Raw genomic sequence first — 25,791 nt, 5'->3', positions numbered from 1 at the left:
AGCACAGGAGCCCGTTATGCCCATTGCGCAACTGATCAGCCCGCAAGCGTTGGACCTGAAAAAGGAGCCGCCGGGGCTGGTGGTTCTGGATTGTCGTTTTGCCCTCGAAGACCCGGATTACGGTCAGCGCAGCTACTCGGAGGGGCATATCGCCGGGGCGCGCTTTGCCGATCTTGAGCGTGATCTGAGCGGGCCAGTGGTGAAGGGCGTCACCGGGCGTCATCCGCTGCCGGAACCTGAAGCCTTGATCGAACGCCTGCAAGCCTGGGGCATCAACGCCGACAGCGAAGTGGTTTTATACGATGACGGTCCCGGTGCCTTCGCGGCGCGGGCCTGGTGGTTGCTGGCCTGGCTGGGCAAGCGTGACGGCGTGTTTATCCTCGATGGCGGGCTCAAGGCCTGGCACGCGGCGGGGCTGCCGTTGAGTCTCGATGCGCCTTCCGTTATCCGTGGCACCTTCAGCGGCAAGCCGGATGCTTCGTTGCTGCTCAGCGCCGAACAACTCCAGCAACGTCTAGGCCAACCTGCGCTGACCCTGCTCGACGCCCGGGCTTTGCCACGCTTCAAGGGCGAAGTGGAACCGATCGACCCGATCGCCGGGCACATCCCCGGTGCGCAATGCGCGGCGTTCACCGAGAACCTGGGCAGTGACGGGCGTTTCCTGCCAGCGGACCAGCTCAAGCAACGCTTTGCCGCGAAACTCGGTGATCGCTCGCCAACGGAGTTGGTGGCGTATTGCGGCTCCGGCGTGACGGCGTGCCACAACCTGTTTGCGTTGTGCCTGGCGGGTTATCCGTTGGCGGCGTTGTATGCCGGGTCTTGGAGCGAGTGGATCAATGAGCCGGCGCGGGGCATCGCTACCGGCGAATAACCCCGTAGCCCTTGGACCTGTCTTAATTCCTGAGGGGTGTTCGCGCACTGCGATACGCCCCCGGCCCAACCCCGTAAACCTGCTTGAACTGCCGGCTCAAGTGACTCTGGTCGGCAAACCCCAGTTGGGTCGCAACTTCCAGCGGCAGGCAACCACCCTGTAACAACGCCCGCGCCCGCGCAATACGTTGCTGCATCAGCCAGGTGTGCGGCGGCATGCCGGTGGCGCGGCGGAACACCCGGGCGAAGTGGAAGGGCGACAGGTTCACCGCGCTGGCCAGTTCTTCCAGCGACGGCGGCGCCGCCAGTTGCGAGTGCAACAAGTCCTTGGCCAGGGTCACCGCCCGGTGTTCCTTGCCGGGTTTGCCGGCAATCGGCACGGCGGCGTGGCGTTGCAGCAGCGACAGCATCATTTCCCGCCACACCGTTTGCTGTTGCAGCGCCGTGGACGGGCTCTCCAGCAGACGATGCAACTGACAGAAGCCCTTCACCAGATCCGGGTCGCGATACAGCGTGGCGCCGAACGCCGGCAACTCATTGGTGGGCAATTCCAGTTCGGCCAGCAGCGACAGGATCTGCCCGCTGTCGGGGTAAAACGCCCGGTACAACCAGCCGTCCTCCGTGCCTTTATGGCCGGTGTGCAGTTCATCGGGGTTGATCAACACCAGCGTGCCGCTGCCCGCCAGGTGTTCGGCGCCGCGATAACGGTAACGCTGGGCGCCGGCCATGATCATGCCGATCACATAGCCGTCGTGCACATGGGGCGCGAAGCGGTGTTCGATGTAGCGCGCCGACAACAGCTCGACCCCGGCCAGCGGCGCTGTTTGCCAGAAGTGGATCGACTCGCCCTGATCGACGTCCATGACTTACTCGCGACCTGGGCTGGCCAGCCAGCGGGGGATGCGGCGTTCCAGGTAATAACTCGGCTGCCGGAACGAGCCGTCAACGAAACCGACATGCCCGCCCTTGGCCTGCAATTCGAACTGGGTGCTGGCGGACAACTCGCTGGCATCGGGCAGGCTGTGGGGAAAGACGAAGGGATCGTCGGCGGCCTGGATGATCAAGGTCGGCGTACGAATTTCCCCGAGGAAATAACGACTCGACGCGCGGCGATAGTAATCCTCGGCGTCGACAAAACCATTCAGCGGCGCCGTCACCCGGCCATCGAAATCCCAGAAGGTGCGCATGTTCTCCAGCGAACCCAGTGCCGCCAATGCCGCGAGGCCATCCTCGCGCCCGTCATGCTGGAACTGCCGTTGCTTGTTCTTGATGTAGGCGACCATCTCGCGCATGAAATGCGCCTGGTAGACCTTGGAAAAACCTTTGCCGATCCGGTCCGCACACTGGTCGAGACGAAACGGCACCGACACCGCCACCGCGCCGAGCACACCGCTGTCGCTGCCGGTTTCGCCCAAGTGCTTGAGCAACACGTTGCCGCCCAGGGAATAGCCGACCGCGTACAACGGCGCGAGCGGGCGTTTGGCTTTCAGGTGTTTGATGGCTTCGGCCAGGTCTTCGCTGGCGCCAGAGTGATAGCTGCGGGGCAACAGATTCGGCTCCCCCGAGCAGCCGCGCCAGTTCAGCGCGACGCTGGCCCAACCTTGATCCCCGAGGACTTTTTGCAGGCCGGCGACATAAGGCGAGTTCGACGAGCCGGTCAGCCCGTGCAGCACCAGCACCAACGGCGCATCGACGGTGTGCGGGCCGTGCCAGTCGAGGTCGAGGAAGTCGCCATCGTCGAGCCACAGGCGTTCACGGTCACGTTGGATATGGGTGGTTTTGCGCCATAGCGGCCCCCACAAGGTTTGCAAGTGCGGGTTGCCGAGGCCGAAGGCCGGGGTGAAGCGTTCGCTGGGCTGGAGCACGGTGGTTCTCTGCAAGGTAAAACAATCGGCGGCAGGGCTGGAGCCTGCCACCGATGTCCAAAGAATCTAACTTGCCACAATCCCCGGCTCGGCGCGACACGTGCTCTGGGTGGCCCCGCTGATCGGCAAGGGCAATGGCTGCTGTTCCACCGTCGGGCCGACGGTCACCACCGACCATTGGTCCGGGTCAAAATGCCGGTTCAACGCCGTTTTGATGTGCTCGGTCGTCAACCCTTGGGCCTGCTCAATGGTGAAGTCCAGGTCCAGGGGCAAGTTGTAGTGGTTGATCGCGACCAGTCGCTTCAGGATCTGTGCGTTGCTCGAACTGTTCAGCGCGGAGTGGCTGCGCAGCTGGCGCAGGGTGTCATCGAGTTCCTGTTGGGTCGGACCGGTTTGCAAAAACTCGCGATACATCGACTGCACCTTGTTCACTACGCCCTCACTGAACTGCGGGCTGGTCTGCAGGCTGACGATGGCGCTGCCGCCGCCCTGCCAGGGCGTGGTCTTCAGGTGTACGCCGTAGGTCACCCCGCGTTTTTCCCGTAGCTCGGCCATCAAGCGAGAGGTCAGTTTCTGGCCGCCGAAAATCGTATGACCCACTGTCAATGCCACGTAATCAGGATGCAGGCGCGGCACGCTTGGTTGGCCGAGCATGATCTGTGTCTGGCTCGCCGCTCGCTCGATATGCCGTGACGGTGCGTCGCCTTGTCGGCGGGGAACTGGCGGCACGGGGGCTAATTCGGCACCGGCCGGTAGCCTGTTGAACACATGCAGGCTGATGGCCTGGGCTTGCTCCAGCGTCAGGTCGCCCACCAGGGTGATCCGCGCGTTGGAGCCGGTGTAGGCCTGCCGATGAAACGCCCGTATCTGCTCCCGAGAGAGTGCGGCCACGCCGGGTTCGGTGCCCAGGACTGGCCTGGCATAGGGGTGACCCGCCATCAGCAAATCATTCATGGCTTGGGCGGTCTGCGATTCGGGGTTCTGCGGCCCGGCCTGGATCAGCTCGACGAGTTGTTTCTTGACGTGGATCAGCGCTTCTTCGGCCAACAAGGGTTGGCCAAGGATCTGGGTGAACAGCGCCAGCGCGGGGGCGCTTTTGTCCTTGGCGGTCAGGCTGCGCAAGGACAACGAGACCTGATCCTGATCGATGTTCATGGCAAATCGGGCGCCGAGCCCGTCAAAGGTTTCGGTAATCGCGGCCAGGTCCTTGCCCGACACACCCTCGTTCAGCAGGCTGAACGTCGCGGCCGCCAGCCCCGGATGTTCGCCGTCCCGCGCGCTGCCGGCGGGGAAGCTCACATGCAGGTCGAACATCGGCAGTTCCGGGGTGTGGACAAACAGCACCTTGCCGCCAACCGGTGACTTCCAGCCGCGGATTTCCAGGGCGCGTTTGGCGCTGACCGTTTCGTCCAGCTCGGCCAGGGATTGCAGGCGCGGGGGCTCGCTGTCGGCCAGGGCCAGGCAACCTTGCAGGCCACTGATCAGCAGCCATAGGGTCACGCAAGTGAGCTTATTCATGGGGTTTCTCCACGTGGACATGGGCCGAACTCAGGCGTTGGCGGGTCAGGTAGGTGATGGCGGCGTGCTGGATGTCGGCGGGGGTGACCTGATTCAGTTCGTGGGTGTCCTGTTCCGTCAGTTGCCAGGGAAGACCGACGCTCTCAAATGTACCCAGGAGGGACGCCTGGCTTTCGATGGCGTCGCGGTCGTAAACCTGCCGGGCGATCAGTTGGGTGCGGGCGCGTTCCAGTTCGGCGGGGGCGGGCGGGGTGGTCTTCAATTCCTCCAGCAGCGCCCAGATGCGTGCCTGTGCCTGATCGAGGCTTTCAGTGCGATGGGGGTTGAGTTGGGCAGTGAGGGTCAAAAGGCTGTCGCCGCGATACAGGGCGTTGTAATGGGAGGTCGCGCTGGAAAACAGCCGGTCGCTGAGTTGCAGGCGTTTGGGCAGGCGTGCGCTGGGGGAATCGCCGAGCAAGATGTTGAGCAGCCGCAAGGCATGTACCGAACGGCGGTTTTCAGCCGTGACCAGGCTCGGGACGTTGAAAGACATGATCAGCCGAGGCGCAGCAATGGCTTGGTGCAGGGTGATGGTTCGCTCGCCGGGCTCGGCCAGTTCCAGGGAGGTTGTCGGGGCGATAAAAGGCTTGGCCGGGACGACACCGAAGTAGCGCTCGGCCAAGGGTTTGATCGTCTCCAGCGAGACATCGCCGACCAGCACCAGCGTCGCGTTGCCGGGGGCGTAGCGGGTTTGATACCAATGGCGCAGGTCGTCGGCGGTCAGGCGTTGGATGTCGTGCATCCAGCCGATGATTGGTGCGCCAGAACTGCTGGCGGGGTAGGCGATACGGGTGAGGCGCTCATGGGCGATCTCGTCCGGATTGTCATCGGTGCGCAGCCGGCGCTCTTGCTGGATGACCGCCCGTTCGGGGATGAAATCCTCGGCGCGCAGGGTCGCCGTGGACATCATGTCGGCCATCAGTTCGAACGCGACGCCCAGTTGGTGGGGCTGCAAGGTCTGGTGATAAGTGGTCACGTCCTGGTCGGTAAAGGCGTTATGGTTCGCGCCCAGGTTGTCCAGGATGGCCGTGGCCTCGCCGGTGCAGGTCTTGCTGCTGCCCTTGAACAGCATGTGTTCCAGGGCGTGGGACAGGCCGGACTTGCCCGGCGGTTCATCGCTGGAGCCGACGCGAAACCAGAGTTGTGCGGTTACCACCGGCGCGCGGTGGTCTTCGCGCACCAGGACCTTGAGGCCGTTGCCGAGCGTGAATTCGTGGGTGGGTTGTGCGGGTTCGGCCAATGCCGAGAAGGGCAATAGCCAGGAAAAGAGCAGCATCCTGCTGCGAGCGACGTTCATCCGTGTTCATCCTCAGTGGTTTACGAAACATGCGTAAACCACTGTGGCGAATCGGACGCGGCGCCTGGCGGTAATTATCTACCGCACGGGCCGGGGTGTTTCAGGGATGGCGGCTCAGTTCGCCAGCGGGCTGCGCTGCCACAGCGCGTAGTAAACGCGCCCGGACTTCTGCTCCCGGTGCAGGCGCCAGTTACCCGGCAAACCCAGCACCGACGGCGCGTTCTCGCTTTCGGTGTAGACCCAGGCGTCATCGGCCAGCCACTGCCGCTCTTCGAGCAAGGCGCACACGCCTGGCAACAGGTTCTGGTTGAACGGCGGGTCGAGGAACACCACGTCGTAGGCGGTCGCTGGCTGGATTTCCAGGTAGCGCAAAGCGTCGGCGGTCTGGACCTGGCCGGTGGTGCAGCGCAGGGTGCCCAGGTGTTCCTTGATGCTGGACACCGCGATGTTGCTCGCGTCCAGCGCCTGGCCCATGGCGGCGCCGCGGGACAGGGCTTCGAGAAACAGCGCGCCGCTACCCGCGAACGGGTCCAGCACCTTGGCCCCGGCGATATACGGTGCCAGCCAGTTGAACAAGGTTTCACGCACCCGGTCCGGGGTCGGACGCAGGCCCGGGGCGTCAGGGAAACTCAGCTTCCGGCTGCCCCATTCGCCGCCGATGATGCGCAGTTGGTTCACGCCGTTGTGCACGTTGTGAACAGGTTTTTTTGGACGAGTGGCCATTAATGCTCCGGAACCCCGAGCGGCTGCTCGGCGGGTTTATCAGATGGGGCCGGTAACGGCTTTTGCGGCACGGTCGGGCCAGCGCTGACGATGACCATTTTGTCCGTGCTCAGGTGTTTGTTCAGTGCGTTTTTCACCTGCTCGACCGTCAGGCTCTGGGACTGCTGCATGAAGTCCTCAAGGTAGGTCAGCGGCAGGTTGTAGAAACCCATGGCGCCGAGCTGGCCGACGATATCGGCGTTGCTGGCGGTGGACAGCGGGAAGCTGCCGGCCAGTTCGCGCTTGGCGTCGTCGAGTTCTTTTTCGGTCGGGCCGGTTTTAAGGTAGTCGGCGAGTACGTCCTGCACCAGTTTCAGCGTGCCTTCGCTCATTTCGGCGCGGGTCTGCAGGTTGATCATGAACGGGCCACGGGCCTGCATCGGGGTGAAGCCCGAGTAGACGCCGTAAGCCAGGCCACGCTTCTCGCGCACTTCGCTCATCAAGCGGGTGCCGAAGCCACCGCCGCCGAGGATCTGGTTGCCCATGGACAGCGCCGCGTAGTCCGGGTCATCGCGGTCGATGCCCAGTTGCGCGAGCATCAGGTTGGTCTGCTTGGACGGGAACTCGATGTGGCCGATGCTGGCCTTGGGTTCAACCGGTTGCGGGATCTTCGCCAGGGCCGGGCCTTTTGGCAGCGCGCTGGAGACTTGCGCGGCAATCGCTTCGGCCTCGGCACGGGACAGGTCGCCCACCAGCGCAATCACCACGTTGCCAGCGGCGTAGGCTTTCTCGTGGAAGGCCCGCAACTGCGCCAGGGTGATCGCCGGAACGGATTTCGCCGTGCCATCGCTGGAATTGGCGTAAGGATGATCGCCGTACAAGCGTTTCATCAGCTCAAGGCCGGCCAGTTTGCCGGGGTTCTGCTTTTGGTATTCGAAACCGGCGAGCAGCTGGTTCTTGATCCGCGCGAACGAGTCGGCGGGGAAGGTCGGTTTGCCGATGACTTCGGAAAACAGCTTCAAGGCTGGCTCGCGTTTGTCGGCGGCGCTCAAACTGCGCAGCGAAGCAACGGCCATGTCTTTGTAGGCGCCGTTGCCAAAGTCTGCCCCCAGGCCTTCGAAACCCTGGGCGATGGCGCCGACATCTTTACCGGCCACGCCTTCGTTGAGCATGGCATTGGTCAGCAGCGCGAGGCCCGGCGCATTGCCGTCCTGGCTGCTGCCGGCGGCGAAGATCAGGCGCATGTCGAACATCGGCAGCTCCCGGGCTTCGACAAACATCACCTTGGCGCCTTCGGCGGTGGTCCAGGTCTGCACGTCCATGTTGCGGTGGCTCGGGGCCTTGCCGTCGAGTTCGGCCAGAGATTGCAGCTTCTGGCTGGACTTGGCCTTGTCGAGGGCTTCGCTGGCCGTGGACTCGTCGGGCCGCAACAGGTAGACGGTAGCCGAGCCGATCAGTGCAACGAGGATCAGGCCAATCAGCGCCAGGCGCGGTTTTTTACGCTCACTCATGAGTCGTCTCCAGTGGAAGTACATGGGCGACGCTGAGACGTTCGCGGGTGAAATACAGCTTGGCGGCTTTCTGGATGTCGTCGGGGGTGACGCTTTCCAGGTCGGCGAGTTCGGTGTCCATCAGTTTCCACGACAAGCCGACGGTTTCCAGTTGGCCGATGGCGGTGGCCTGGCTGGTGATCGAATCCCGCTCGTAGACCAGACCGGCAATGACCTGGGCCCGCACGCGCTCCAGCTCTTCAGCCGATGGCGCGGTGGTTTTCAACTGTTCGAGCAGCTTCCACAGGCCGGCTTCCGCCTGGGCGATGGTTTTCTTCTTTTGCGAGTTCGGGCTGGCCGACAGGGTGAACAGGCTGTCGCCACGGGTGTAGGCGTCGTAGCTCGACGAACCGCCGGACACCAGCTCTTCGCCGCGCTCCAGTTGCGTCGGGATGCGTCCGCTGTAGCCGCCGTCGAGCAGGGCCGAGATCAGGCGCAAGGCATTCACCGAACGTTTGTCTTCGGCGGTGGCGATGCTCGGCACGTTGAAGGCCAGCATCAGGCTCGGCAGTTGGGTCTGCACGTGCAGGGTGATCTGCCGTTCGCCGGGCTCGGCCAGTTCCAGCGGGATTTTCGCCGGTGGCACGTCACGCTTGGCAATCGGGCCGAAGTAACGCTGGGCCAGGGTTTTGACTTCATCCGGGGTGACGTCGCCGACCACGACGAGGGTGGCGTTGTTCGGCACGTACCAGGATTTGTACCAATTGCGCAGTTCTTCGACTTTCATGCGCTCAAGGTCAGCCATCCAGCCGATAGTCGGCGTGTGATAGCCGCTGGCCGGGTAAGCCATGGCCTTGAAGCGTTCGTAGGCCTTGGACATCGGCTTGTCGTCGGTGCGCAGGCGACGTTCTTCCTTAATAACCTCGATTTCGCGGCTGAATTCGTCGGCCGGGAGTTTCAGGTTGGCCATGCGGTCGGCTTCGAGTTCGAAGGCCACGCCCAGGCGATCCCGGGCCAACACTTGGTAATAGGCGGTGAAGTCGTCGCTGGTGAAGGCGTTTTCTTCGGCGCCGAGGTCGCGCAGGATCAGCGACGCTTCGCCGGGGCCGACTTTCTCGCTGCCCTTGAACATCATGTGTTCCAGGGCGTGGGACAAACCGGTCTGACCCGGGGTCTCGTAGCTGGAGCCGACCTTGTACCAGACTTGGGAAACCACCACCGGCGCCCGATGGTCTTCGCGCACGACGACCTTCAAGCCGTTGTCGAGGGTGAATTCATGGGTGGGTTGCGGATCGGCAGCCAGGGCCGAGAGGGGCAGACAAACTGCGCTGAACAGCAGGCCTGCAGCGCGGCGGGCTAGAGCATTCATACGTTTTTAAACCTTTGGGGCTGCCCGCTTGTTCTTAGCGTCAGCGGGCGAGAGGGTGCTAGGATACTGATCCGTTTTACTGGCGGCCACGCCTGTGAGCCTTTTATCGGCGCGCAGGTTGTCTGGGTTCTCGGCAGAAGCTTTGAGTTTGTCCGCTAAACTCTGCGTTTTCGCCGACGATGCCGGTCCAGTCCTTCGTATTAGTCGACCTTTGAGGTGCCGTTGGCACCTCTACAAATTGTTGCGCGTGAACAAGCTGGGTGAATCGCAGTCTGTTCTGCATCGAATATTTATTTGCCGGGGCGCCCTTTGGCGCGTCGCTACCGTGAGATAGCCGTCCTCCATGTTTGGTTCCAACGACGACAAGAAGACCCCAGCTGCGGCTGGCGAGAAGAAAGGCCTGTTCGGATGGCTGCGCAAAAAGCCGCAGGAAACCGTCGTCGAACAGCCACAATCCATTCCTGAGCCTGTTCCCGCACCGGTAATAGAAGAAGAGCCGGCACCGGTTGTTCTGCCGAATGTCGAGCCGGTATTGCAACCGGTGGTTGAGACCGAGCCTGAAGTCGTGGCCGAATTGCCGCTGACGCCAGCCGCTGAGCCTTGGCTGACTTTGCCGGTCGCGGAAGAGCCGGTGGCGTTGGTTGAGGATGAGCAGGCGCCGCACATTGCTCCGCCTATTCCAGCGCCAATTGCGTTTAGCCCTGAGCCGATTCATGTGCCGGTGATGGAGCCGGTTGTCGCGCCAGTCTTCGTGGCCGAACCTGAACCGGTGGTTGTTCCAGAGCCAGAAGCGCCGGCCTTCGTAGCGCCTGTCGCGCCGATTGTCCAGGCGCCTGCGCCTGTGCCGGTTGTCGCTCCCGTTGTCGAAGCACCTGTCGCCCTCGTTGAAACCCCGGCCGAGCCGCCGCGCACCGAGGAAACCAAAGCCGGTTTCTTCGCCCGTCTCAAGCAGGGCCTGTCCAAGACCAGCGCCAGCATCGGCGAAGGCATGGCCAGTCTGTTCCTGGGCCGCAAGACCATCGATGACGAACTGCTCGAAGACATCGAAACCCGCCTGCTGACCGCTGACGTGGGTGTCGAGGCGACCTCGGTGATCATTCAGCGCCTGACCCAGAAGGTCGCGCGCAAAGAATTGGCCGACGCCGACGCGCTGTACAAATCCCTGCAAGCTGAACTGGCGGCGATGCTCAAGCCAGTCGAGCAGCCGCTGAAAATCACCTCGCAGAACAAGCCATTCGTGATTCTGGTCGTCGGCGTCAACGGCGCTGGCAAGACCACCACCATCGGCAAACTGGCGAAGAAGCTGCAACTGGAAGGCAAGAAAGTCATGCTGGCCGCCGGTGACACCTTCCGCGCCGCCGCGGTGGAGCAATTGCAGGTCTGGGGTGAGCGCAACAAGATCCCGGTGATCGCCCAGCACACCGGCGCCGATTCGGCTTCGGTGATCTTCGACGCCGTGCAGGCTGCCAAGGCCCGTGGCATCGATGTGTTGATCGCCGACACCGCCGGTCGTCTGCACACCAAAGACAACCTGATGGAAGAGTTGAAAAAGGTGCGCCGGGTAATCAGCAAGCTCGACGCCGACGCGCCCCACGAGGTGCTGCTGGTGCTCGACGCCGGCACTGGCCAGAACGCGATCAACCAGGCCAAGCAGTTCAACCAGACCGTGCAACTGACGGGCCTAGCGCTGACCAAGCTCGACGGCACCGCCAAGGGTGGGGTGATTTTCGCCCTGGCCAAACAGTTTGGCTTGCCCATCCGCTACATCGGTGTCGGTGAAGGCATCGATGATTTGCGTACCTTTGAAGCAGAACCCTTTGTCCAGGCATTGTTTGCCGAGCGGGAGCGTTCATGATTCGTTTCGAACAGGTCGGTAAACGCTACCCGAACGGTCACGTCGGCTTGCATGAGCTGAGCTTTCGAGTCCGTCGGGGCGAATTCTTGTTTGTCACCGGCCATTCCGGCGCCGGTAAAAGCACCTTGTTGCGGCTGTTGTTGGCGATGGAACGCCCGAGTACCGGCAAGTTGCTGCTGGCCGGGCAAGACCTGAGCACCATCAGCAACGCACAGATTCCTTACCTGCGTCGGCAGATCGGCGTGGTGTTCCAGAACCACCAGTTGCTGTTTGATCGCACGGTGTTCAATAACGTCGCGCTGCCGTTGCAGATTCTTGGCCTGTCCAAGGCCGAAATCGTCAAGCGGGTGGATTCGGCCCTGGAGCGTGTGGCGCTCTCGGACAAGACCGATCTGTATCCCGGTGACTTGTCCACCGGTCAGCAACAGCGCGTCGGCATTGCCCGCGCCATCGTGCATCGCCCGGCCTTGCTGCTGGCGGACGAACCGACCGGTAACCTCGACCCGCGCCTGGCGGCCGAGATCATGGGCGTGTTTGAAGACATCAACCGTCTGGGCACCAGCGTGCTCATCGCCAGTCACGACCTGGCGCTGATCGCCCGTATGCGCCACCGCATGCTGACCCTGCAGCGCGGCCGCTTGATCGGCGACGGGGAGGCTGGCGTATGAGTGCGACACGCAGCCCCAAGGTTTCCGAGCGCGTGGCCCCGAAGGCCGCCGATCCGCAACCACAAAAGAAAAAACGCGACGATGACGACGGCCCGGATTTCGCCACGCTGCTGCGCGCCTGGATCGAAAGCCATCGTGCCAGCCTGGTGGACAGCCTGCGTCGGTTGGGCAAACAGCCGATCGGCAGTTTTTTCACCTGCCTGGTGATGGCGGTAGCCCTGAGTTTGCCGATGGGGCTGTCACTTTTGCTGAATAACGTCGAGCGGCTGGGCGGCTCCTGGCAGCGTGCGGCGCAGATTTCCCTGTACTTGCAACTCGACGCCAGCCCAGAGCAGGGCGAGTCGTTGCGCGAGCAGATCAAAGGCATGCCCGGCGTCGCGGAGGCGGAATATGTCGGTCGCGACCAGGCGCTGGAGGAATTCCAGCAGCAGTCCGGTTTGGGCGAGGCGCTCAAGGAGCTGCCGGAAAACCCGCTGCCGGGCGTGGTGCTGGTGACGCCGAACGAAGTCGACAAGCCAACGCTTGAAGCATTAAGACAAAAACTTTCCGAGCTGCCGAAGGTACAACAGGCTCAACTTGATCTAGTCTGGGTCGAGCGTCTGGCCGCCATCCTCAAGCTCGGAGACCGGTTTGTCTTCGGCCTGACCGTGCTTTTGGTGTCTGCATTACTTTTGGTGATAGGCAATACCATTCGTCTTCATATTGAAAACCGCCGCACAGAGATAGAAGTGATTAAACTCGTCGGCGGCACGGACAGCTATGTGCGCAGGCCCTTTCTGTATATGGGCGCGCTTTATGGCTTCGGTGCGGGGATTCTTTCCTGGGGCGTATTGGCGTTCGGCCTGAACTGGTTGAACGACGCGGTGGTTGGTTTGGCCGGCTTGTACGGCAGTAATTTTGCGCTGGCCGGAGTGCCAGTTGCCGATGGTCTGTCGCTCTTGCTTGGCGCGGTGCTGTTGGGTTATATCGGTGCATGGATTGCAGTCGCACGTCATCTCAGGGAGTTGGCGCCGAAGTAGTATCTTTTTGCGCGTATTGACCTTTCGGTTTTTATGGGAACTTGTCCCACGGTTTCCGGTCAATTTTCGCAGTGCTGAACTGCACGAGTTATGTAAGACGGAGGTTTTTTCGTATGACCACTTCTTTGCAACCTGCTTATGCTCTGGTCCCAGGCGCAAACCTGGAGGCCTATGTGCACACGGTGAACAGCATTCCATTGCTGACACCGGAGCAGGAGCGTGAACTGGCCGAGAGTCTCTATTATGAGCAGGATTTGGGGGCGGCTCGGCAGATGGTGCTCGCCCACCTGCGTTTTGTCGTACACATTGCCCGTAGCTATTCCGGCTACGGCCTGGCCCAGGCTGACCTGATCCAGGAAGGCAACGTCGGCCTGATGAAGGCCGTTAAGCGCTTCAACCCGGAAATGGGTGTGCGCCTGGTATCGTTCGCTGTGCACTGGATCAAGGCGGAAATCCACGAGTTCATCCTGCGCAACTGGCGCATTGTGAAAGTCGCGACCACCAAGGCCCAGCGCAAGCTGTTCTTCAACCTGCGCAGCCAGAAGAAACGCCTGGCGTGGTTGAACAACGAAGAAGTCCACCGCGTGGCGGAAAGCCTCGGCGTAGAGCCGCGGGAAGTGCGCGAGATGGAAAGTCGCCTGACGGGCCACGACATGGCCTTCGACCCGGCCGCGGAAGCGGACGACGACAGCGCTTTCCAGTCGCCGGCCAACTATCTGGAAGACCACCGGTACGACCCGGCCCGTCAACTGGAAGATGCTGACTGGAGCGACAACTCCAACCACAACCTGCACGAAGCGCTGGAAGTGCTGGACGACCGCAGCCGTGACATCCTCTACCAGCGTTGGCTGGCAGAAGAAAAAGCCACGCTGCACGACCTGGCGCAGAAGTACAACGTGTCGGCCGAGCGTATTCGTCAGCTTGAGAAGAGCGCGATGAACAAGCTCAAGTTGTCGATTGCCGCCTAACCGGCGCACCGGCAATAAAAAACGCCCCGATCAGTGATGATCGGGGCGTTTTTGTTAGTGTCCGCTATTCCTGCCTCGCTCCTACAGGGATCGCGTCAATTCATTGGGCCCACGGTGCGCGTCGCGAATCGTTGAGGCCCAGCAGATAACTATCGCCCCCCAGCTGACTCATCTGCTGGCGAATCCACCCGGCACGCCGCGCTACATAATTAGTCGGATGACTCGCGCTCCAAACCCGTGGATTCGGCAACACCGCCGCCAGCAAACTCGCCTGCTGCCGGGACAATGACCGGGCGCCGACACCAAAGTGATGCCGGGCCGCCGCTTCCGCGCCAAACACCCCGTCATCCCACTCGACGCTGTTCAGGTAAACCTCAAGAATCCGCTGCTTGGGCCACAACACTTCAATCAGCCCGGTAAACCAGGCTTCCAGGCCTTTGCGCAGCCAGCTGCGGCCGGACCACAGAAACAGGTTTTTCGACACTTGCTGACTCAAGGTACTGGCACCACGAATCGAGCCGCCGAGCTCGTTGTGAGCCAGAGCTGCCTGGATCGCGCCAAAATCAAAGCCCCAGTGCTCCGGGAATTTCTGGTCTTCGCCGGCAATCACCGCGACTTTCAGGTCGTCCGAGATTTCATCCCAGGGTTTCCAGGTACGTTGCAGGTCGATGGGCTCGCCGTCGAACCAGGATTCGACTTTGCGCTCGACCATCAACGCCGTACCCGGTGGAGGCACCACGCGGAAAATCAGGACCAGCGCCACGCTGCCGCAAGCGAACCAGAGCAGGGCCTTAGTGAATCGTCGTAAAAATAAACGCAGCATAGAGATGGCTTGGCCGAACCCGTTGAGCGGGCCATTATACAGACCCTGTTGATCGAGTCTGACTGGAGTTCTCATGCTGCGTGGCTTTCTGATGCTGGCCGCTTTCTTCGGCTTCACCGGCGTGGCCCTTGGCGCGTTCGCCGCCCATGGCCTGAAAAACCGCCTGACCCCGGAATACCTGGCGATTTTCCATACCGGCGTCACCTACCAACTGGTGCACACCCTGGCGTTGCTGGGCGTCGCGTTGCTGGCCACGCAGATCCAGGGGCGTTTGATCACCTGGGCTGGCGCATCCTTCGCCATTGGCATCCTGCTTTTTTCCGGCAGTTTGTACCTGCTGACCATCACCGGAGTCAGCAAGCTGGGGATCATCACACCGTTCGGAGGCCTGGCGTTCCTGATTGGTTGGCTGTGTCTGGGCCTCGCCGCGTGGCGCTTGCCGCTGACCGCTTGACGCTTGGTGCTGACCTTTAGGTCATGATCGGGCTAGAATGCCAGCCCCTAAAAATGATGGCGGCTTCTTGCATGCGCATTCAGTTGAACGGCGAATCCCTTGAACTGCCCGACGGTGAAACCGTCGCGGCCCTGCTGACCCGTCTGGAACTGACCGGACGCCGGGTGGCGGTTGAGCTCAATCTGGATATCGTCCCGCGCAGCCAGCACGCAGACACCACGTTGAACGACGGCGACAGCGTCGAAGTTGTGCACGCCATCGGCGGCGGCTAGTCGCCCGGCCCGCAAGGGCACAGAATTCTGCAAGAACCTCACCCCTACAGAGGATTTCCCATGAGCATCGTTCGTAGCGACAAGCCCTTCGTCCTGGCCGGTCGTACTTACCAGTCGCGTTTGCTGGTAGGCACCGGCAAGTACCGCGACATGGAAGAAACCCGCCTGGCCATCGAAGCCTCGGGTGCCGAGATCGTCACCTTCGCAGTGCGTCGCACCAACCTGGGCCAGAACCCGGGAGAGCCGAACCTGCTCGAAGTCCTGTCGCCGGATCGCTATACCTTCCTGCCGAACACCGCCGGTTGCTTCGACGCGACCGAGGCTGTGCGCACCTGCCGCCTGGCCCGTGAGCTGCTCGGCGGCCATAACCTGGTGAAGCTGGAAGTGCTGGCCGACCAGAAAACCCTGTTCCCCAACGTGATCGAAACCCTCAAGGCCGCCGAAGTGCTGGTCAAGGAAGGCTTCGACGTGATGGTCTACACCAGCGATGACCCGATCATCGCCCGTCAACTGGCGGAAATCGGCGTTATCGCGGTGATGCCGCTGGCTGGTCTGATCGGCACGGGCCTGGGGATCTGCAACCCGTACAACCTGCAGATCATCCTTGAAGAAGCCAAGATTCCGGTGTTGGTGGATGCCGGTGTCGGCACCGCTTCCGACGCCACCATCGCCATGGAACTGGGTTGCGAAGCGGTGCTGATGAACTCGGCCATCGCCCACGCCCAGCAGCCGATCATGATGGCCGAAGCCATGAAACACGCCATCGTCGCCGGTCGCCTGGCCTACCTCGCCGGCCGCATGCCGAAAAAACTCTATGCCAGCGCCTCCTCGCCGCTGGATGGTCTGATCAAGTAAGAGCCATTGATGACTGAATCGAACGACACGCCTATCCAGCCGGAAGAAGGCGAAGAACGCCAACACCGCCGCATCAAGAGTTTCGTGATGCGCGCCGGACGCATGACCGAAGGCCAGCAAAAGGGTCTGGAGCAGGGCACGCCGCTGTTCGTCCTGCCGCTGGCCGATGCGCCGGTGGACTTCGACCAGGTGTTCGGCCGCTCGGCCCCGCGCTCCCTGGAAATCGGTTTCGGCATGGGCCATTCTCTGCTGGAAATGGCCGCGGCTTCGCCGGAACAGGATTTCATTGGCGTGGAAGTTCACCGTCCGGGTGTCGGCGCGCTGCTCAATGGCGTGCTGACTCAGGGCCTGACCAACCTGCGGGTCTACGATTGCGACGCGATCGAAGTGCTCAACCAATGCATCGCCGACAACAGCCTCGACCGTCTGATGCTGTTTTTCCCGGACCCGTGGCACAAGAGCCGTCACCACAAGCGCCGCATCGTCCAGGCCTCGTTCGCTGAACTGGTGCGCAGCAAATTGAAAGTCGGCGGCATTCTGCACATGGCCACCGACTGGGAACCGTATGCCGAGTACATGCTGGAAGTGATGAACGTCGCGCCGGGCTACCGCAACCTGGCCGAAGACGGCAAATGCGTCCCGCGCCCGACCGAGCGCCCGATTACCAAGTTCGAACGCCGCGGCGAACGTCTTGGGCATGGCGTGTGGGACCTGAAGTTCGAAAAGCAGTCCTAAGCATAGCCCGACTGATCGTTCTTACGCAGAGCGTCGGAACGATCAAAAACAGCCTTAAGCGACCCGCAACCTGTAGGAGCGAGGCTTGCCCGCGAAGGCGGCGTGCCAGCCACTATCATCATCGACTGACACACCGCTTTCGCGGGCAAGCCTCGCTCCTACGTTTTTTTGTGCGGCGGCTACACCGGTGTGATGAATTTCACCGGTACATGCTCTGTCAGCCAGACGCCATTCTCAGCCTGATAGAACTTGAAGCCTTGCTCCAGCATCTGTAATGCAGCGACCTTCAGAATCACCACGGTCCCATAACGCTGGCCTACGGCGCTGGCGGTTTCGACCTCTTGGGACAGGTGCACGTGATGGCGCGATCCCGCAATCAATCCCTGCTCGTTGATCGATGCCATGAACCGTGTCGCGGTGCCGTGGTACAGCGTGGCAGGAGGGCGTTTCTCTTCGAATTGCAGGTCGACGGTTTTGGTCGAGTGGCCTTGCACGGCGCGAATGCGTTGGTTGTCTTCGGAGATTGAAAAGCGTTTCTTGTCGCTGCTATCGACGACTTGCTGGATCAAGTCCCAATCCAGCGTTCTGCCATCGAGCGCCGCGCCGCTAATCAGTGCGTCGATATCCGCCCAGCCGTCGGCATCCAGTTCCAGCCCGATGGCCTGGGGTTCGTGACGCAATACATAGCTGAGAAATTTGCTTGTCTCGTCCAGCAGCTTTTTACTCATGATCTTCCCTGACTGTTAGCAAACAATGCATCGACCACAACCCCTGTAGGAGCGAGGCTTGCCCGCGAAGGCGTCATATCAGTTGATGAAGAGGGTGACTGATACGACGCCTTCGCGGGCAAGCCTCGCTCCTACGGGTTTTTCTGGGATTCAGCGGCGATCAGCGACCACGCCAATCAACACCAACACCACCAGCAGCACCGGCGCCAGGCTGTAGTTGTTGAACTGGCTCAGGCCTTTGATGATCCATGGCGTGGCGTAGATCAGTGCAACGCCGCTACCCACCATGCACAGCAGGGACATCAACGGGACGCGCAGGGCGCCGGCGATGCCGCCCAGGCGTTGTTCGACCCAGCCTTTGATGTCGGCGCCGAACAGCACCAGCAGGCAGCCCACCAGGGCCAGGGAGATTTCCGACAGGTTGCTACGGCTCCAGCGGGACACGGTGGCGAGCAGGTCAAGGATCAGATCCATTGGTTTTCCCTTAAGGCTGAAATCAGCTCAGAAATGTCTGCAGCAAGTCATTGAGAAACAGTTGTCCGCGCTCGGTGGCCGCCAGACGTGACGGTTCGACCTGCAACAAGCCGCTTTGTTCTGCCTCGCGGCGACCTTCGGCGAGGCTTTCCAGGGGCAGGCCGGTGCGCTCCGGATACAGGCGCGATTCCACGCCCTCGGTCAGACGCAGGGCGTTCATCAGGAAGTCGAAAGGCAACTCGTCATTGGTCAGGGCTTTCTCGCCAGCCTTGAAGCTTTTGGCCGGGTTGAGGTAATCCTTTGGCAAGCGGGTTTTCCAGGTGCGCACGATGCGCCCGTCCGGGTGACTCAGCTTGCCGTGGGCGCCGGCGCCGATGCCGATGAAGTCGCCGAAACTCCAGTAATTGAGGTTATGCCGCGCCGGGCGACCGGGCAGGGCATAGGCCGAAACTTCGTACTGCGCGTAACCGTGTTCGGCGAGCAGCGCCTGGCCAGCCTCTTGAATGTCCCACAACGTGTCGTCTTCCGGCAGCGTAGGCGGCTGGTTCCAGAACACGGTGTTCGGCTCCAGGGTCAGCTGATACCAGGACAAATGGGTGGGTTTCAGGGCGATGGCCTGGCGCAAGTCGCTCAGGGCGTCGTCCAGAGACTGATCGGGCAAGCCGTGCATCAGGTCCAGGTTGAAGTTGTCGAACCCGGCCTGACGGGCCATGCCGGCGGCACGTATCGCTTCGTCGCCGTTGTGAATTCGCCCCAGGGCCTTGAGTTTCTCTTCCTGGAAGCTCTGGATGCCAATCGACAGGCGATTGATCCCCAGCGCGCGGTAGGCAACGAACTTCTCTTGTTCGAAGGTCCCGGGGTTGGCTTCCAGGGTGATTTCGATGTCGCCGGCAAACGGAATCCGTTGTTCCACACCCTTGAGCAAACGGCCCAGTGCTGCGGCACTGAACAGGCTCGGCGTGCCGCCACCGAAGAAGATCGAGCTCAGTTCGCGCCCGTAAACCGCGTGCAGGTCCTGATCGAGGTCGGCCAGCAACGCGTCGACGTACTCTTCTTCCGGCAGCACCGGGCTGGCGGTGTGGGAGTTGAAGTCGCAATAAGGGCATTTGCGCACACACCACGGGATGTGGATGTACAGCGCCAGGGGCGGCAGCACTGGCAGCGCGGCCCGAGGCGATTGGGCGGCGCCGCCGAAGATCAGCGGTGACGCGGATGAGTCGTGGGTCATATCAAGCCTAGACGCTGGCGCAGCAGATCCATTGCACGGGCGCGGTGGCTGATCAGGTTCTTTTCGCTCGGGCTCAATTCGGCGCTGGAGCAGTCGCGTGACGGCACCCAGAACAGCGGGTCATAACCAAAACCGTGCTCGCCGCTGGCAGCTTGCAGGATTCGGCCGTGCCACAGGCCTTCGCAGAGGATCGGCAATGGATCCTCGGCATGTCGCACCAGCGCCAGCACGCAGACGAACTGCGCACCGCGCTCGGCTTCCGGCACATCTTTCATGGCGTCGAGCAGTTTGGCGTTGTTCGCCGCATCGCCCTGACCGTCAGCGTAACGCGCCGAATAAATGCCCGGGGCACCGCCCAGGAAATCCACCGCCAGCCCCGAATCGTCGGCCAGCGCCGGCAGGCCGGAGATGCGCGCGGCGTTGCGGGCCTTGAGGATGGCGTTCTCGACGAACGACAAGCCGGTTTCCTCAGGCTCGATGCTGCTGAACTCGCCGATCGAGCGCAGTTGCACCGAGGCGCCGAGCATGGCCTGGAGTTCCTTGAGTTTGCCGGCGTTATGGCTGGCCAGTACGAGTTGCGTGAAGTTCATCATTCGCCGGGGAAAAGCTCTTGGTTGAAGTTGATGGTGTTGATTTTATCGCCGTTCTGCACCTTGATTTCAAAGGTGCGGGTTTCCTGCTGGTCCACCGGGTATTGCGCGATGTAGTAGACCGCACCCTGTTCGGTGATCTGGCGGAAGTTCAGCGTGACGGTTTTGCTGGTCAGGTCTTTGATTGTGCCGCTGACCTGGGCGATCAGCGGTTTGCCGTCCTTGATCACCGACACGTTGATCACGCCCTGGTTCTTGCTGCGGATCAGCTCGGCCGCTTTGGCAATGTCCGGTGTCAGAAACGTGGAATTGAAGGTGTTGTAGTGCACCGTCACATCACCAAACGTTTCCTGGCGCTCGCCCTTGATGATATCGGCGGCCATGGCGGTGACGCTCAGGCAGGCAGTAAGTACAAACAGCGCTAGACGACCCATGTTCGTTCTCCTTGGAATGGCGTGGTTTCAGACCGCGACCTTGTGGTCTTGCAGCCCGGGACTGCTGACGCGGTAGATACCGATCTCACCTAACAGATTAGGCCATAGCTTACTGGCCCACCCGTGTCGGTGCTGTTGATCCACGGCAAGCCGATCAATGACCTTCGCTTCACGTTCGCGGCACAGTTCTTCAAAGTCGCCGAAAGTGCAGAAGTGGATGTTCGGCGTGTTGTACCAGGTGTACGGCAGGAACTCGGACACCGGCATCCGGCCCTTGCTCGCCAGGTACCAGCGGCAGCGCCAGTGACCGAAGTTGGGGAAGGTGATGATGCACTGGCGCCCGACCCGCAGCATTTCGTCGAGAATCCGGTCCGGGTAATGCACAGCTTGCAGGGCCTGGGTCATGACCACGATGTCGAAGCTGTTGCTGGCAAAGTTGCCGAGGCCCTTGTCCAGGTCCTGCTCGATCACATTGATGCCCTTGGCCACGCACTCGGCGATGTTGTCCGCATCGTTTTCCAGGCCATAACCGGTGACTTGCTTGTTGTCGCGCAGCCAGGTCAGCAGTTCGCCGTCGCCGCAACCGAGGTCGAGCACGCGGCTACCGGCGGGAATCCATTCCTGGATGATTTCCAGATCAGCTCTCATGGCTTACTCACAACGAAATACGGTTCATGTAATTGCTGAACGCCTGCAGGTAACGCGGGATCGGAATCAGGAAGGCGTCGTGGCCTTGCGGAGCATCGATCTCGAGGTAGCACACGTCTTTCTTGGCCGCCATCAGCGCGTCCACCAGCTCCCGGGAGCGGGCAGGGGAGAAGCGCCAGTCGGTGGTAAACGACATCACGCAGAACTTGGAGGTGGCGCCGGCGAAGGTTTTCGCCAGGTCATCGTCGAAGTTTGCCGCCGGGTCGAAGTAATCCAGGGCTTTGGTCATCAACAGGTAAGTGTTGGCGTCGAAACGCCCGGAGAACTCTTCACCCTGATAGCGCAGGTAGCTCTCGACCTGGAACTCGACGCTGTGGAAGTCGTAGTTGAGCTTTTCACTCTTGAGGCCGCGGCCGAATTTCTCGCCCATGGAATCGTCGGACAGGTAAGTGATGTGCCCGACCATCCGCGCCAGCATCAGGCCACGCTTGGGGATCACCCCGGCTTCCTGGAACGAACCACCGTGGAACTCGGGGTCGGTGAGGATGGCCTGGCGCGCCACTTCGTTGAACGCGATGTTCTGCGCCGACAGCTTGGGCGCCGAGGCGATGGCCAGGCAGTGCCGCACGCGGTCGGGGTAGGTGATGGTCCACTGCAAGGCCTGCATGCCGCCGAGGCTGCCGCCGATCACCGCCGCCCACTGGCGGATGCCGAGCAGGTCGGACAGACGCGCCTGGCTGTGCACCCAGTCTTCCACGGTCAGCACCGGGAAGTCGGCGCCGAACGGCTTGCCGGTTTCCGGGTTGAGGCTGCTGGGGCCGGTGGAACCGTTGCAGCCGCCGAGGTTGTTCAGGCTGACCACGAAGAACTTGCTGGTGTCGATCGGCTTGCCGGGGCCGATGCAGCTGTCCCACCAACCGGGTTTGCGGTCGTCGGGGCTGTGGAAACCGGCAGCGTGGTGGTGACCGGACAAGGCGTGGCAGATCAGCACGGCGTTGCTCGCCGTGGCGTTCAGCGTGCCGTAGGTTTCGTAGATCAGGTCATAAGCTGGGAGCGAACGGCCGCAGGCCAGGGCCAGGGGTTCACTGAAGTGCGCCATTTGCGGCGTCACCAGACCAACAGAATCGGCGGGAAAGGCAGTTGGCATCGACCCTGCTCTCGTTGAAATGAGGCGTAAGTCTAAAGACCGCTGTGGCTAGCGGCAAGCAAAGGGCGGGGCTGATTTCATTCAGTTAAACCGAGGTGCGGCCTTCGCGGGCAAGCCTTGCTCCTACGGGGTTTGTGTTGGTAGCGGAATCGGGTGCGACCCCGGACCTGTAGGAGCGGGGCTTGCCCGCGAAGAACGATAACGCGGTCAACCTGCCGGACGCACCAGATCCGGCAACTCAGGCAACTTCTTCGGCGAACAAATCCGCACTCGCTTCTGCCGGTTCAGCTCGCCGCTGATCAAACTCACCTGGCTCTTGGACACGCCAAACGCCTTGGCCAGAAACGCCATCAGGTAGGCGTTGGCCTTGCCCTCGACCGGCGGCGCGGTCAGGCGGATTTTCAGTCGGTCGCCATGCAGCCCGCAGAAATCATCGCTGCGGGCCGCCGGTTGCAGGTGACATTCCAGAATCAGGTCATCACCGTCCCAGCGAAAGTAGCTCACCGGGTCAGATCAGCAGACGCAGGATGTCCGGCATCATGGTCATGGCGGCGAGGTTGTTGATCACCAGCATGTCCAGCAGTTTGAGCACCATGAACGCGAGGATCGGCGAGATATCCAGGCCACCCAGGTTGGGCAGGATCTTGCGGAACGGCGCCAGGGCCGGCTCGCAGATCTGGTTCACCAGTTCGGCGCCGGGGTTATGGCTGGCCGGAGCGACCCAGGACAGGATCACGCTGATGATCAGGGCGAAGAAGAAGATCTTCAGGAACAGCGCGGTCACGCCGATCAGCGACCAGATAAACAATTGCAGCGGGTTGCCGGTGGTGCCGTAGGTCAGCAGCAGGGTCAGGGCCATCAACGCCAGTTGCACGAGGATCGCCAGCACCAGCGAGGACATGTCCAGGCCGAACATGCTCGGGATGATCCGGCGCAGTGGTTTGAGCAGCGGCTGGGTGGCTTTTACCGCGAACTGGCACAGCGGGTTGTAGAAGTTGGCGCGCACCAGTTGCAGCACAAAGCGCAACAGCACGATCAGCAGGTACAGGCTGCCGAGGGTTTGCAGCACGTAGACCGCTGCAGTGTTCAATCCAATCATGAAAGGCTCCTTATTGACCCAATTGTTCGGCCATCTCGGCCGAGCGGTGCGCAGCGGCGCCGAGTGCTTTTTCTACCAGGGCTTCGAAGCCCCCGGCCTGGAACGACTTGATGGCGGCTTCCGTGGTGCCCGCAGGCGAAGTCACACGGCGACGCAGTTCTGCCGCGTCGACATCACTGGCGACCGCCATGTGCGCGGCGCCGAGTGCGGTTTGCAGGGTCAGTTGCGCGGCGATGTCCGCAGGCAGGCCGAGTTTCACCCCGGCCGCGGTCATCGCTTCGATCAGCAGGAAGAAGTACGCCGGGCCCGAGCCCGAAACAGCGGTGACGGCGTCCAGTTGCTGCTCTTCGTCCAGCCACAGCGCGAGGCCGACGGCGGACAGCAGCTCTTGCGCCTGTTGGCGTTGCTCGGCATTCACTTCGGCGGTGGCGTACAAGCCACTCACGCCCTGACGCAACAGCGCCGGGGTGTTGGGCATGCAACGCACGATCGGCTGGGCGCCGAGCCAGTTGTTCATGCTGGCGCAAGTGATGCCGGCGGCGATGGACACCACCAGTTGGTTCGGTTTCAAGCTTGGGCGAATCGCTTCGCACACGGCTTTCATCGCCTGGGGTTTGACCGCCAGCACCACGACGTCGGCGTCCTGGATGGCTTCGGCGTTGTCGGCGAACACTTCGATGCCGTGTTCAGCGCTCACGCGAGCGCGGGTTTCGGCACCCGGGTCGCTGGCGCGGATGTGGGCCGCTTCCAGACCTTTGGCGCGCAGGCCACCGATCAGGCTGGCGGCCATGTTGCCGGCACCGATAAAGGCAATACGAGTCTTGCTCATGTCAGGTCCTTGTAAAGAGAGGAATCAGTCACGTTATGGCTGGCCATAGTCGCGGGCGCCAAACAGGGCCGTACCGATACGGACCCACGTGGCGCCTTGGGCGATAGCCGACTCGAGGTCGTGGCTCATGCCCATGGAAAGTGTGTCGAGCGGCAGGTTCAGGCTGGCTTGCAGGCTTTGCACGGCAGCAAAAGCGGCATCCTGGGCGGCGCGATCTTCGGTCGGCTCGGGGATCGCCATCAAGCCGCGCAACTTCAGGCGCGGCAAGGCGCTGATGGCATTCGCCAGCGCGGGCAGGTCGGCCGGGGTGCAGCCGGACTTGCTGTCCTCGCCGCTGACGTTGACCTGGATGCAGATGTTCAGAGGTGGCAAATCGGCAGGACGTTGTTCGGACAGGCGTTGTGCGATTTTCAAACGATCCACGGAATGCACCCAAGCGAAGTGCTCGGCGATAGCGCGAGTCTTGTTCGATTGAATGGGGCCGATGAAGTGCCAGATCAAGGGCAGGTCGGCCAATTCGAGCTGTTTGCTCAGGGCTTCCTGCAGATAATTCTCGCCAAAGTCCCGCAACCCGGCGGCGTAGGCTTCACGCAGGGCCTCGGCAGGCTTGGTCTTGCTCACGGCCAGCAACTGGACGCTGTGCTCATCGCGGTGAGCCGCTTGGGTCGCAGCCTGGATACGCGAACTAACCTGGAGAATGTTGTCTGCTATCGTGGACATCAAGAGGCGCCGCCAGTCTGAAGGTTCGCGGCATTCTACTGGAATTGAGGAGCGCTATGGATATCACTGAGCTGCTGGCATTCAGCGCCAAACAGGGCGCGTCCGACTTGCACCTGTCTGCCGGCCTGCCACCGATGATTCGCGTCGATGGCGATGTGCGGCGGATCAATCTGCCGGCTCTGGACCAGAAACAGGTGCAGGAGCTGATCTACGACATCATGAACGACACCCAGCGGGTGGACTTCGAGAAGCATCTGGAAACCGATTTTTCCTTTGACGTGCCGGGCCTGGCGCGCTTCCGGGTCAACGCGTTCAACCAGAACCGGGGCGCCGGCGCCGTGTTCCGCACCATTCCGTCGAAGGTCCTGAGCATGGACGACCTCGGCATGGGCGATGTGTTTCGCAAGATTACCGACGCCCCCCGTGGCCTGGTGCTGGTGACCGGCCCGACCGGTTCCGGCAAGTCCACCACCCTGGCGGCGATGATCGATTACCTCAACAACCATCGTCATCACCACATCCTCACCATCGAAGACCCGATCGAGTTCGTGCATGAATCGCGCAAATGCCTGATCAATCAGCGCGAAGTTCACCGTGATACCCGCAGTTTCGCCACCGCCCTGCGCTCGGCGCTGCGCGAAGACCCGGACGTGATTCTGGTGGGCGAGATGCGCGATCTGGAGACCATTCGCTTGGCGTTGACCGCAGCCGAGACCGGTCACCTGGTGTTTGGCACGCTGCACACCACGTCGGCGGCGAAGACCATCGACCGGGTGGTGGACGTGTTTCCGGGGGACGAGAAGTCGATGGTGCGTTCGATGCTGTCCGAATCGTTGTTGGCGGTGGTGTCACAGACGCTGGTCAAGAAGATCGGCGGCGGGCGGATTGCGGCGCACGAGATCATGCTCGGCACGTCGGCGATCCGTAACCTGATCCGCGAAGACAAAGTGGCGCAGATGTACTCGTCGATTCAGACCGGGGGCAACCTGGGGATGCAGACGCTGGATATGTGCTTGAAGGAGTTGGTGACCAAGGGCTTGATCAGCCGCGAGCACGCGCGGGAGAAGGCGCGGTCGCCGGATAACTTTTGACAGA

The 25,791-nt window shown here is 61.9% G+C and carries 29 protein-coding genes; 10 read left to right on the top strand and 19 right to left on the bottom strand.

Annotated features, from left to right (window positions below; genetic code table 11):
* Window positions 1-16 precede the first annotated feature (16 nt).
* Complete coding sequence (locus ACY4LX_RS31795) at window positions 17-871, top strand: sulfurtransferase (RefSeq protein ID WP_463258755.1); 855 nt, start codon at window positions 17-19, stop codon at window positions 869-871.
* A 22-nt stretch (window positions 872-893) separates the two neighbouring features.
* On the opposite strand, the gene ACY4LX_RS31790 is transcribed toward ACY4LX_RS31795, so the two are convergent.
* The 7 genes from ACY4LX_RS31790 to ACY4LX_RS31760 all read right to left on the bottom strand — a co-directional run bounded on the left by ACY4LX_RS31790 (window position 894) and on the right by ACY4LX_RS31760 (window position 9,150).
* Complete coding sequence (locus ACY4LX_RS31790) at window positions 894-1,733, bottom strand: AraC family transcriptional regulator (protein ID WP_149660312.1); 840 nt, start codon at window positions 1,731-1,733, stop codon at window positions 894-896.
* A gap of 3 nt (window positions 1,734-1,736) precedes the next feature.
* Entirely contained in the window at window positions 1,737-2,735 is a 999-nt protein-coding gene (locus ACY4LX_RS31785; RefSeq protein ID WP_463258754.1) for a hydrolase, read from the bottom strand.
* 66 nt (window positions 2,736-2,801) lie between these two features.
* The gene (locus tag ACY4LX_RS31780; protein ID WP_463258753.1) at window positions 2,802-4,253 is read right to left on the bottom strand and encodes a M16 family metallopeptidase; all 1,452 of its coding nucleotides are present in this window, start codon (window positions 4,251-4,253) and stop codon (window positions 2,802-2,804) included.
* Window positions 4,246-5,589 carry a M16 family metallopeptidase gene (locus ACY4LX_RS31775; RefSeq protein ID WP_463258752.1) on the bottom strand — a complete coding sequence of 448 codons (1,344 nt, stop codon included), beginning with the start codon at window positions 5,587-5,589 and terminating at the stop codon, window positions 4,246-4,248. Before ACY4LX_RS31775 ends, ACY4LX_RS31780 begins: the two co-directional genes overlap by 8 nt.
* A 114-nt stretch (window positions 5,590-5,703) precedes the next feature.
* A complete protein-coding gene (rsmD, locus tag ACY4LX_RS31770; RefSeq protein WP_149660316.1) occupies window positions 5,704-6,312 on the bottom strand; it encodes a 16S rRNA (guanine(966)-N(2))-methyltransferase RsmD in 609 nt (202 codons plus the stop codon).
* A complete protein-coding gene (locus ACY4LX_RS31765; protein WP_149660317.1) occupies window positions 6,312-7,802 on the bottom strand; it encodes a M16 family metallopeptidase in 1,491 nt (496 codons plus the stop codon). The genes rsmD and ACY4LX_RS31765 overlap by 1 nt, the downstream gene beginning before the upstream one ends.
* Window positions 7,795-9,150 carry a M16 family metallopeptidase gene (locus tag ACY4LX_RS31760; RefSeq protein ID WP_463258751.1) on the bottom strand — a complete coding sequence of 452 codons (1,356 nt, stop codon included), beginning with the start codon at window positions 9,148-9,150 and terminating at the stop codon, window positions 7,795-7,797. The genes ACY4LX_RS31765 and ACY4LX_RS31760 overlap by 8 nt, the downstream gene beginning before the upstream one ends.
* 343 nt (window positions 9,151-9,493) lie before the next feature.
* On the opposite strand from ACY4LX_RS31760, the gene ftsY reads away from it, so the two are divergent.
* From ftsY to rpoH, 4 genes are all read left to right on the top strand, one after another.
* On the top strand, window positions 9,494-11,005 hold the full coding sequence (gene ftsY / locus ACY4LX_RS31755; RefSeq protein ID WP_463258750.1) for a signal recognition particle-docking protein FtsY: 1,512 nt from the start codon (window positions 9,494-9,496) through the stop codon (window positions 11,003-11,005).
* Complete coding sequence (gene ftsE, locus ACY4LX_RS31750; protein ID WP_025215982.1) at window positions 11,002-11,673, top strand: cell division ATP-binding protein FtsE; 672 nt, start codon at window positions 11,002-11,004, stop codon at window positions 11,671-11,673. The genes ftsY and ftsE overlap by 4 nt, the downstream gene beginning before the upstream one ends.
* Entirely contained in the window at window positions 11,670-12,692 is a 1,023-nt protein-coding gene (gene ftsX / locus ACY4LX_RS31745) for a permease-like cell division protein FtsX (RefSeq protein ID WP_149660320.1), read from the top strand. Before ftsE ends, ftsX begins: the two co-directional genes overlap by 4 nt.
* Window positions 12,693-12,805: 113 nt before the next feature.
* Window positions 12,806-13,660, top strand: coding sequence for an RNA polymerase sigma factor RpoH (gene rpoH / locus ACY4LX_RS31740; RefSeq protein WP_003176698.1), 855 nt, complete (start codon window positions 12,806-12,808; stop codon window positions 13,658-13,660).
* A 100-nt stretch (window positions 13,661-13,760) separates the two neighbouring features.
* Here the strand turns inward: rpoH and mtgA are convergent, their stop codons facing one another.
* Window positions 13,761-14,483, bottom strand: a complete 723-nt coding sequence (gene mtgA, locus ACY4LX_RS31735) for a monofunctional biosynthetic peptidoglycan transglycosylase (protein WP_463258749.1) — start codon at window positions 14,481-14,483, stop codon at window positions 13,761-13,763.
* A gap of 73 nt (window positions 14,484-14,556) precedes the next feature.
* On the opposite strand from mtgA, the gene ACY4LX_RS31730 reads away from it, so the two are divergent.
* From ACY4LX_RS31730 to trmB, 4 genes are all read left to right on the top strand, one after another.
* Window positions 14,557-14,937 carry a DUF423 domain-containing protein gene (locus ACY4LX_RS31730; RefSeq protein ID WP_149660322.1) on the top strand — a complete coding sequence of 127 codons (381 nt, stop codon included), beginning with the start codon at window positions 14,557-14,559 and terminating at the stop codon, window positions 14,935-14,937.
* 71 nt (window positions 14,938-15,008) lie between these two features.
* Window positions 15,009-15,209 (top strand): sulfur carrier protein ThiS, encoded by a 201-nt coding sequence (gene thiS, locus ACY4LX_RS31725; RefSeq protein ID WP_008026157.1) that lies wholly within the window; start codon window positions 15,009-15,011, stop codon window positions 15,207-15,209.
* A 60-nt stretch (window positions 15,210-15,269) separates the two neighbouring features.
* Window positions 15,270-16,064: a thiazole synthase gene (locus ACY4LX_RS31720; RefSeq protein ID WP_008068101.1), complete on the top strand. Its 795-nt coding sequence runs from the start codon at window positions 15,270-15,272 to the stop codon at window positions 16,062-16,064.
* Between the two features lie 9 nt (window positions 16,065-16,073).
* Window positions 16,074-16,799, top strand: coding sequence for a tRNA (guanosine(46)-N7)-methyltransferase TrmB (gene trmB / locus ACY4LX_RS31715; protein WP_149660323.1), 726 nt, complete (start codon window positions 16,074-16,076; stop codon window positions 16,797-16,799).
* A 179-nt stretch (window positions 16,800-16,978) separates the two neighbouring features.
* Here trmB and ACY4LX_RS31710 read toward each other — a convergent pair whose 3' ends face one another.
* The 11 genes from ACY4LX_RS31710 to ACY4LX_RS31660 all read right to left on the bottom strand — a co-directional run bounded on the left by ACY4LX_RS31710 (window position 16,979) and on the right by ACY4LX_RS31660 (window position 24,696).
* Window positions 16,979-17,527 carry an RNA 2'-phosphotransferase gene (locus ACY4LX_RS31710; RefSeq protein ID WP_463258748.1) on the bottom strand — a complete coding sequence of 183 codons (549 nt, stop codon included), beginning with the start codon at window positions 17,525-17,527 and terminating at the stop codon, window positions 16,979-16,981.
* A gap of 150 nt (window positions 17,528-17,677) precedes the next feature.
* Window positions 17,678-18,001 carry a DUF3392 domain-containing protein gene (locus ACY4LX_RS31705; protein ID WP_054044425.1) on the bottom strand — a complete coding sequence of 108 codons (324 nt, stop codon included), beginning with the start codon at window positions 17,999-18,001 and terminating at the stop codon, window positions 17,678-17,680.
* Window positions 18,002-18,023: 22 nt separating this feature from the next.
* Complete coding sequence (gene hemW, locus ACY4LX_RS31700; protein WP_149659734.1) at window positions 18,024-19,229, bottom strand: radical SAM family heme chaperone HemW; 1,206 nt, start codon at window positions 19,227-19,229, stop codon at window positions 18,024-18,026.
* Window positions 19,226-19,822 carry an RdgB/HAM1 family non-canonical purine NTP pyrophosphatase gene (rdgB, locus tag ACY4LX_RS31695; RefSeq protein ID WP_463258747.1) on the bottom strand — a complete coding sequence of 199 codons (597 nt, stop codon included), beginning with the start codon at window positions 19,820-19,822 and terminating at the stop codon, window positions 19,226-19,228. The genes hemW and rdgB overlap by 4 nt, the downstream gene beginning before the upstream one ends.
* Window positions 19,819-20,253: a DUF4426 domain-containing protein gene (locus ACY4LX_RS31690; protein WP_149659732.1), complete on the bottom strand. Its 435-nt coding sequence runs from the start codon at window positions 20,251-20,253 to the stop codon at window positions 19,819-19,821. The genes rdgB and ACY4LX_RS31690 overlap by 4 nt, the downstream gene beginning before the upstream one ends.
* Window positions 20,254-20,280: 27 nt before the next feature.
* Entirely contained in the window at window positions 20,281-20,901 is a 621-nt protein-coding gene (gene metW, locus ACY4LX_RS31685) for a methionine biosynthesis protein MetW (protein ID WP_054044417.1), read from the bottom strand.
* Between the two features lie 7 nt (window positions 20,902-20,908).
* Window positions 20,909-22,048 (bottom strand): homoserine O-succinyltransferase MetX, encoded by a 1,140-nt coding sequence (gene metX / locus ACY4LX_RS31680; RefSeq protein WP_149659731.1) that lies wholly within the window; start codon window positions 22,046-22,048, stop codon window positions 20,909-20,911.
* 207 nt (window positions 22,049-22,255) lie between these two features.
* A complete protein-coding gene (locus tag ACY4LX_RS31675) occupies window positions 22,256-22,552 on the bottom strand; it encodes a DUF167 domain-containing protein (protein ID WP_149659730.1) in 297 nt (98 codons plus the stop codon).
* 4 nt (window positions 22,553-22,556) lie between these two features.
* Entirely contained in the window at window positions 22,557-23,147 is a 591-nt protein-coding gene (locus tag ACY4LX_RS31670) for a YggT family protein (protein ID WP_149659729.1), read from the bottom strand.
* A gap of 10 nt (window positions 23,148-23,157) precedes the next feature.
* A complete protein-coding gene (proC, locus tag ACY4LX_RS31665; protein ID WP_463258746.1) occupies window positions 23,158-23,976 on the bottom strand; it encodes a pyrroline-5-carboxylate reductase in 819 nt (272 codons plus the stop codon).
* A gap of 33 nt (window positions 23,977-24,009) precedes the next feature.
* Window positions 24,010-24,696 carry a YggS family pyridoxal phosphate-dependent enzyme gene (locus ACY4LX_RS31660; protein WP_149659727.1) on the bottom strand — a complete coding sequence of 229 codons (687 nt, stop codon included), beginning with the start codon at window positions 24,694-24,696 and terminating at the stop codon, window positions 24,010-24,012.
* Between the two features lie 56 nt (window positions 24,697-24,752).
* Here ACY4LX_RS31660 and ACY4LX_RS31655 point away from each other — a divergent pair, with 56 nt between their 5' ends.
* Window positions 24,753-25,787, top strand: coding sequence for a type IV pilus twitching motility protein PilT (locus ACY4LX_RS31655; RefSeq protein WP_133835591.1), 1,035 nt, complete (start codon window positions 24,753-24,755; stop codon window positions 25,785-25,787).
* The last annotated feature ends 4 nt before the right edge of the window (window positions 25,788-25,791 follow it).

Source organism: Pseudomonas sp. Emmai, from assembly GCF_055179735.1.
Note: the sequence above shows the minus strand (reverse complement) of the source record. Positions and strands in the feature narration are given on the sequence as shown.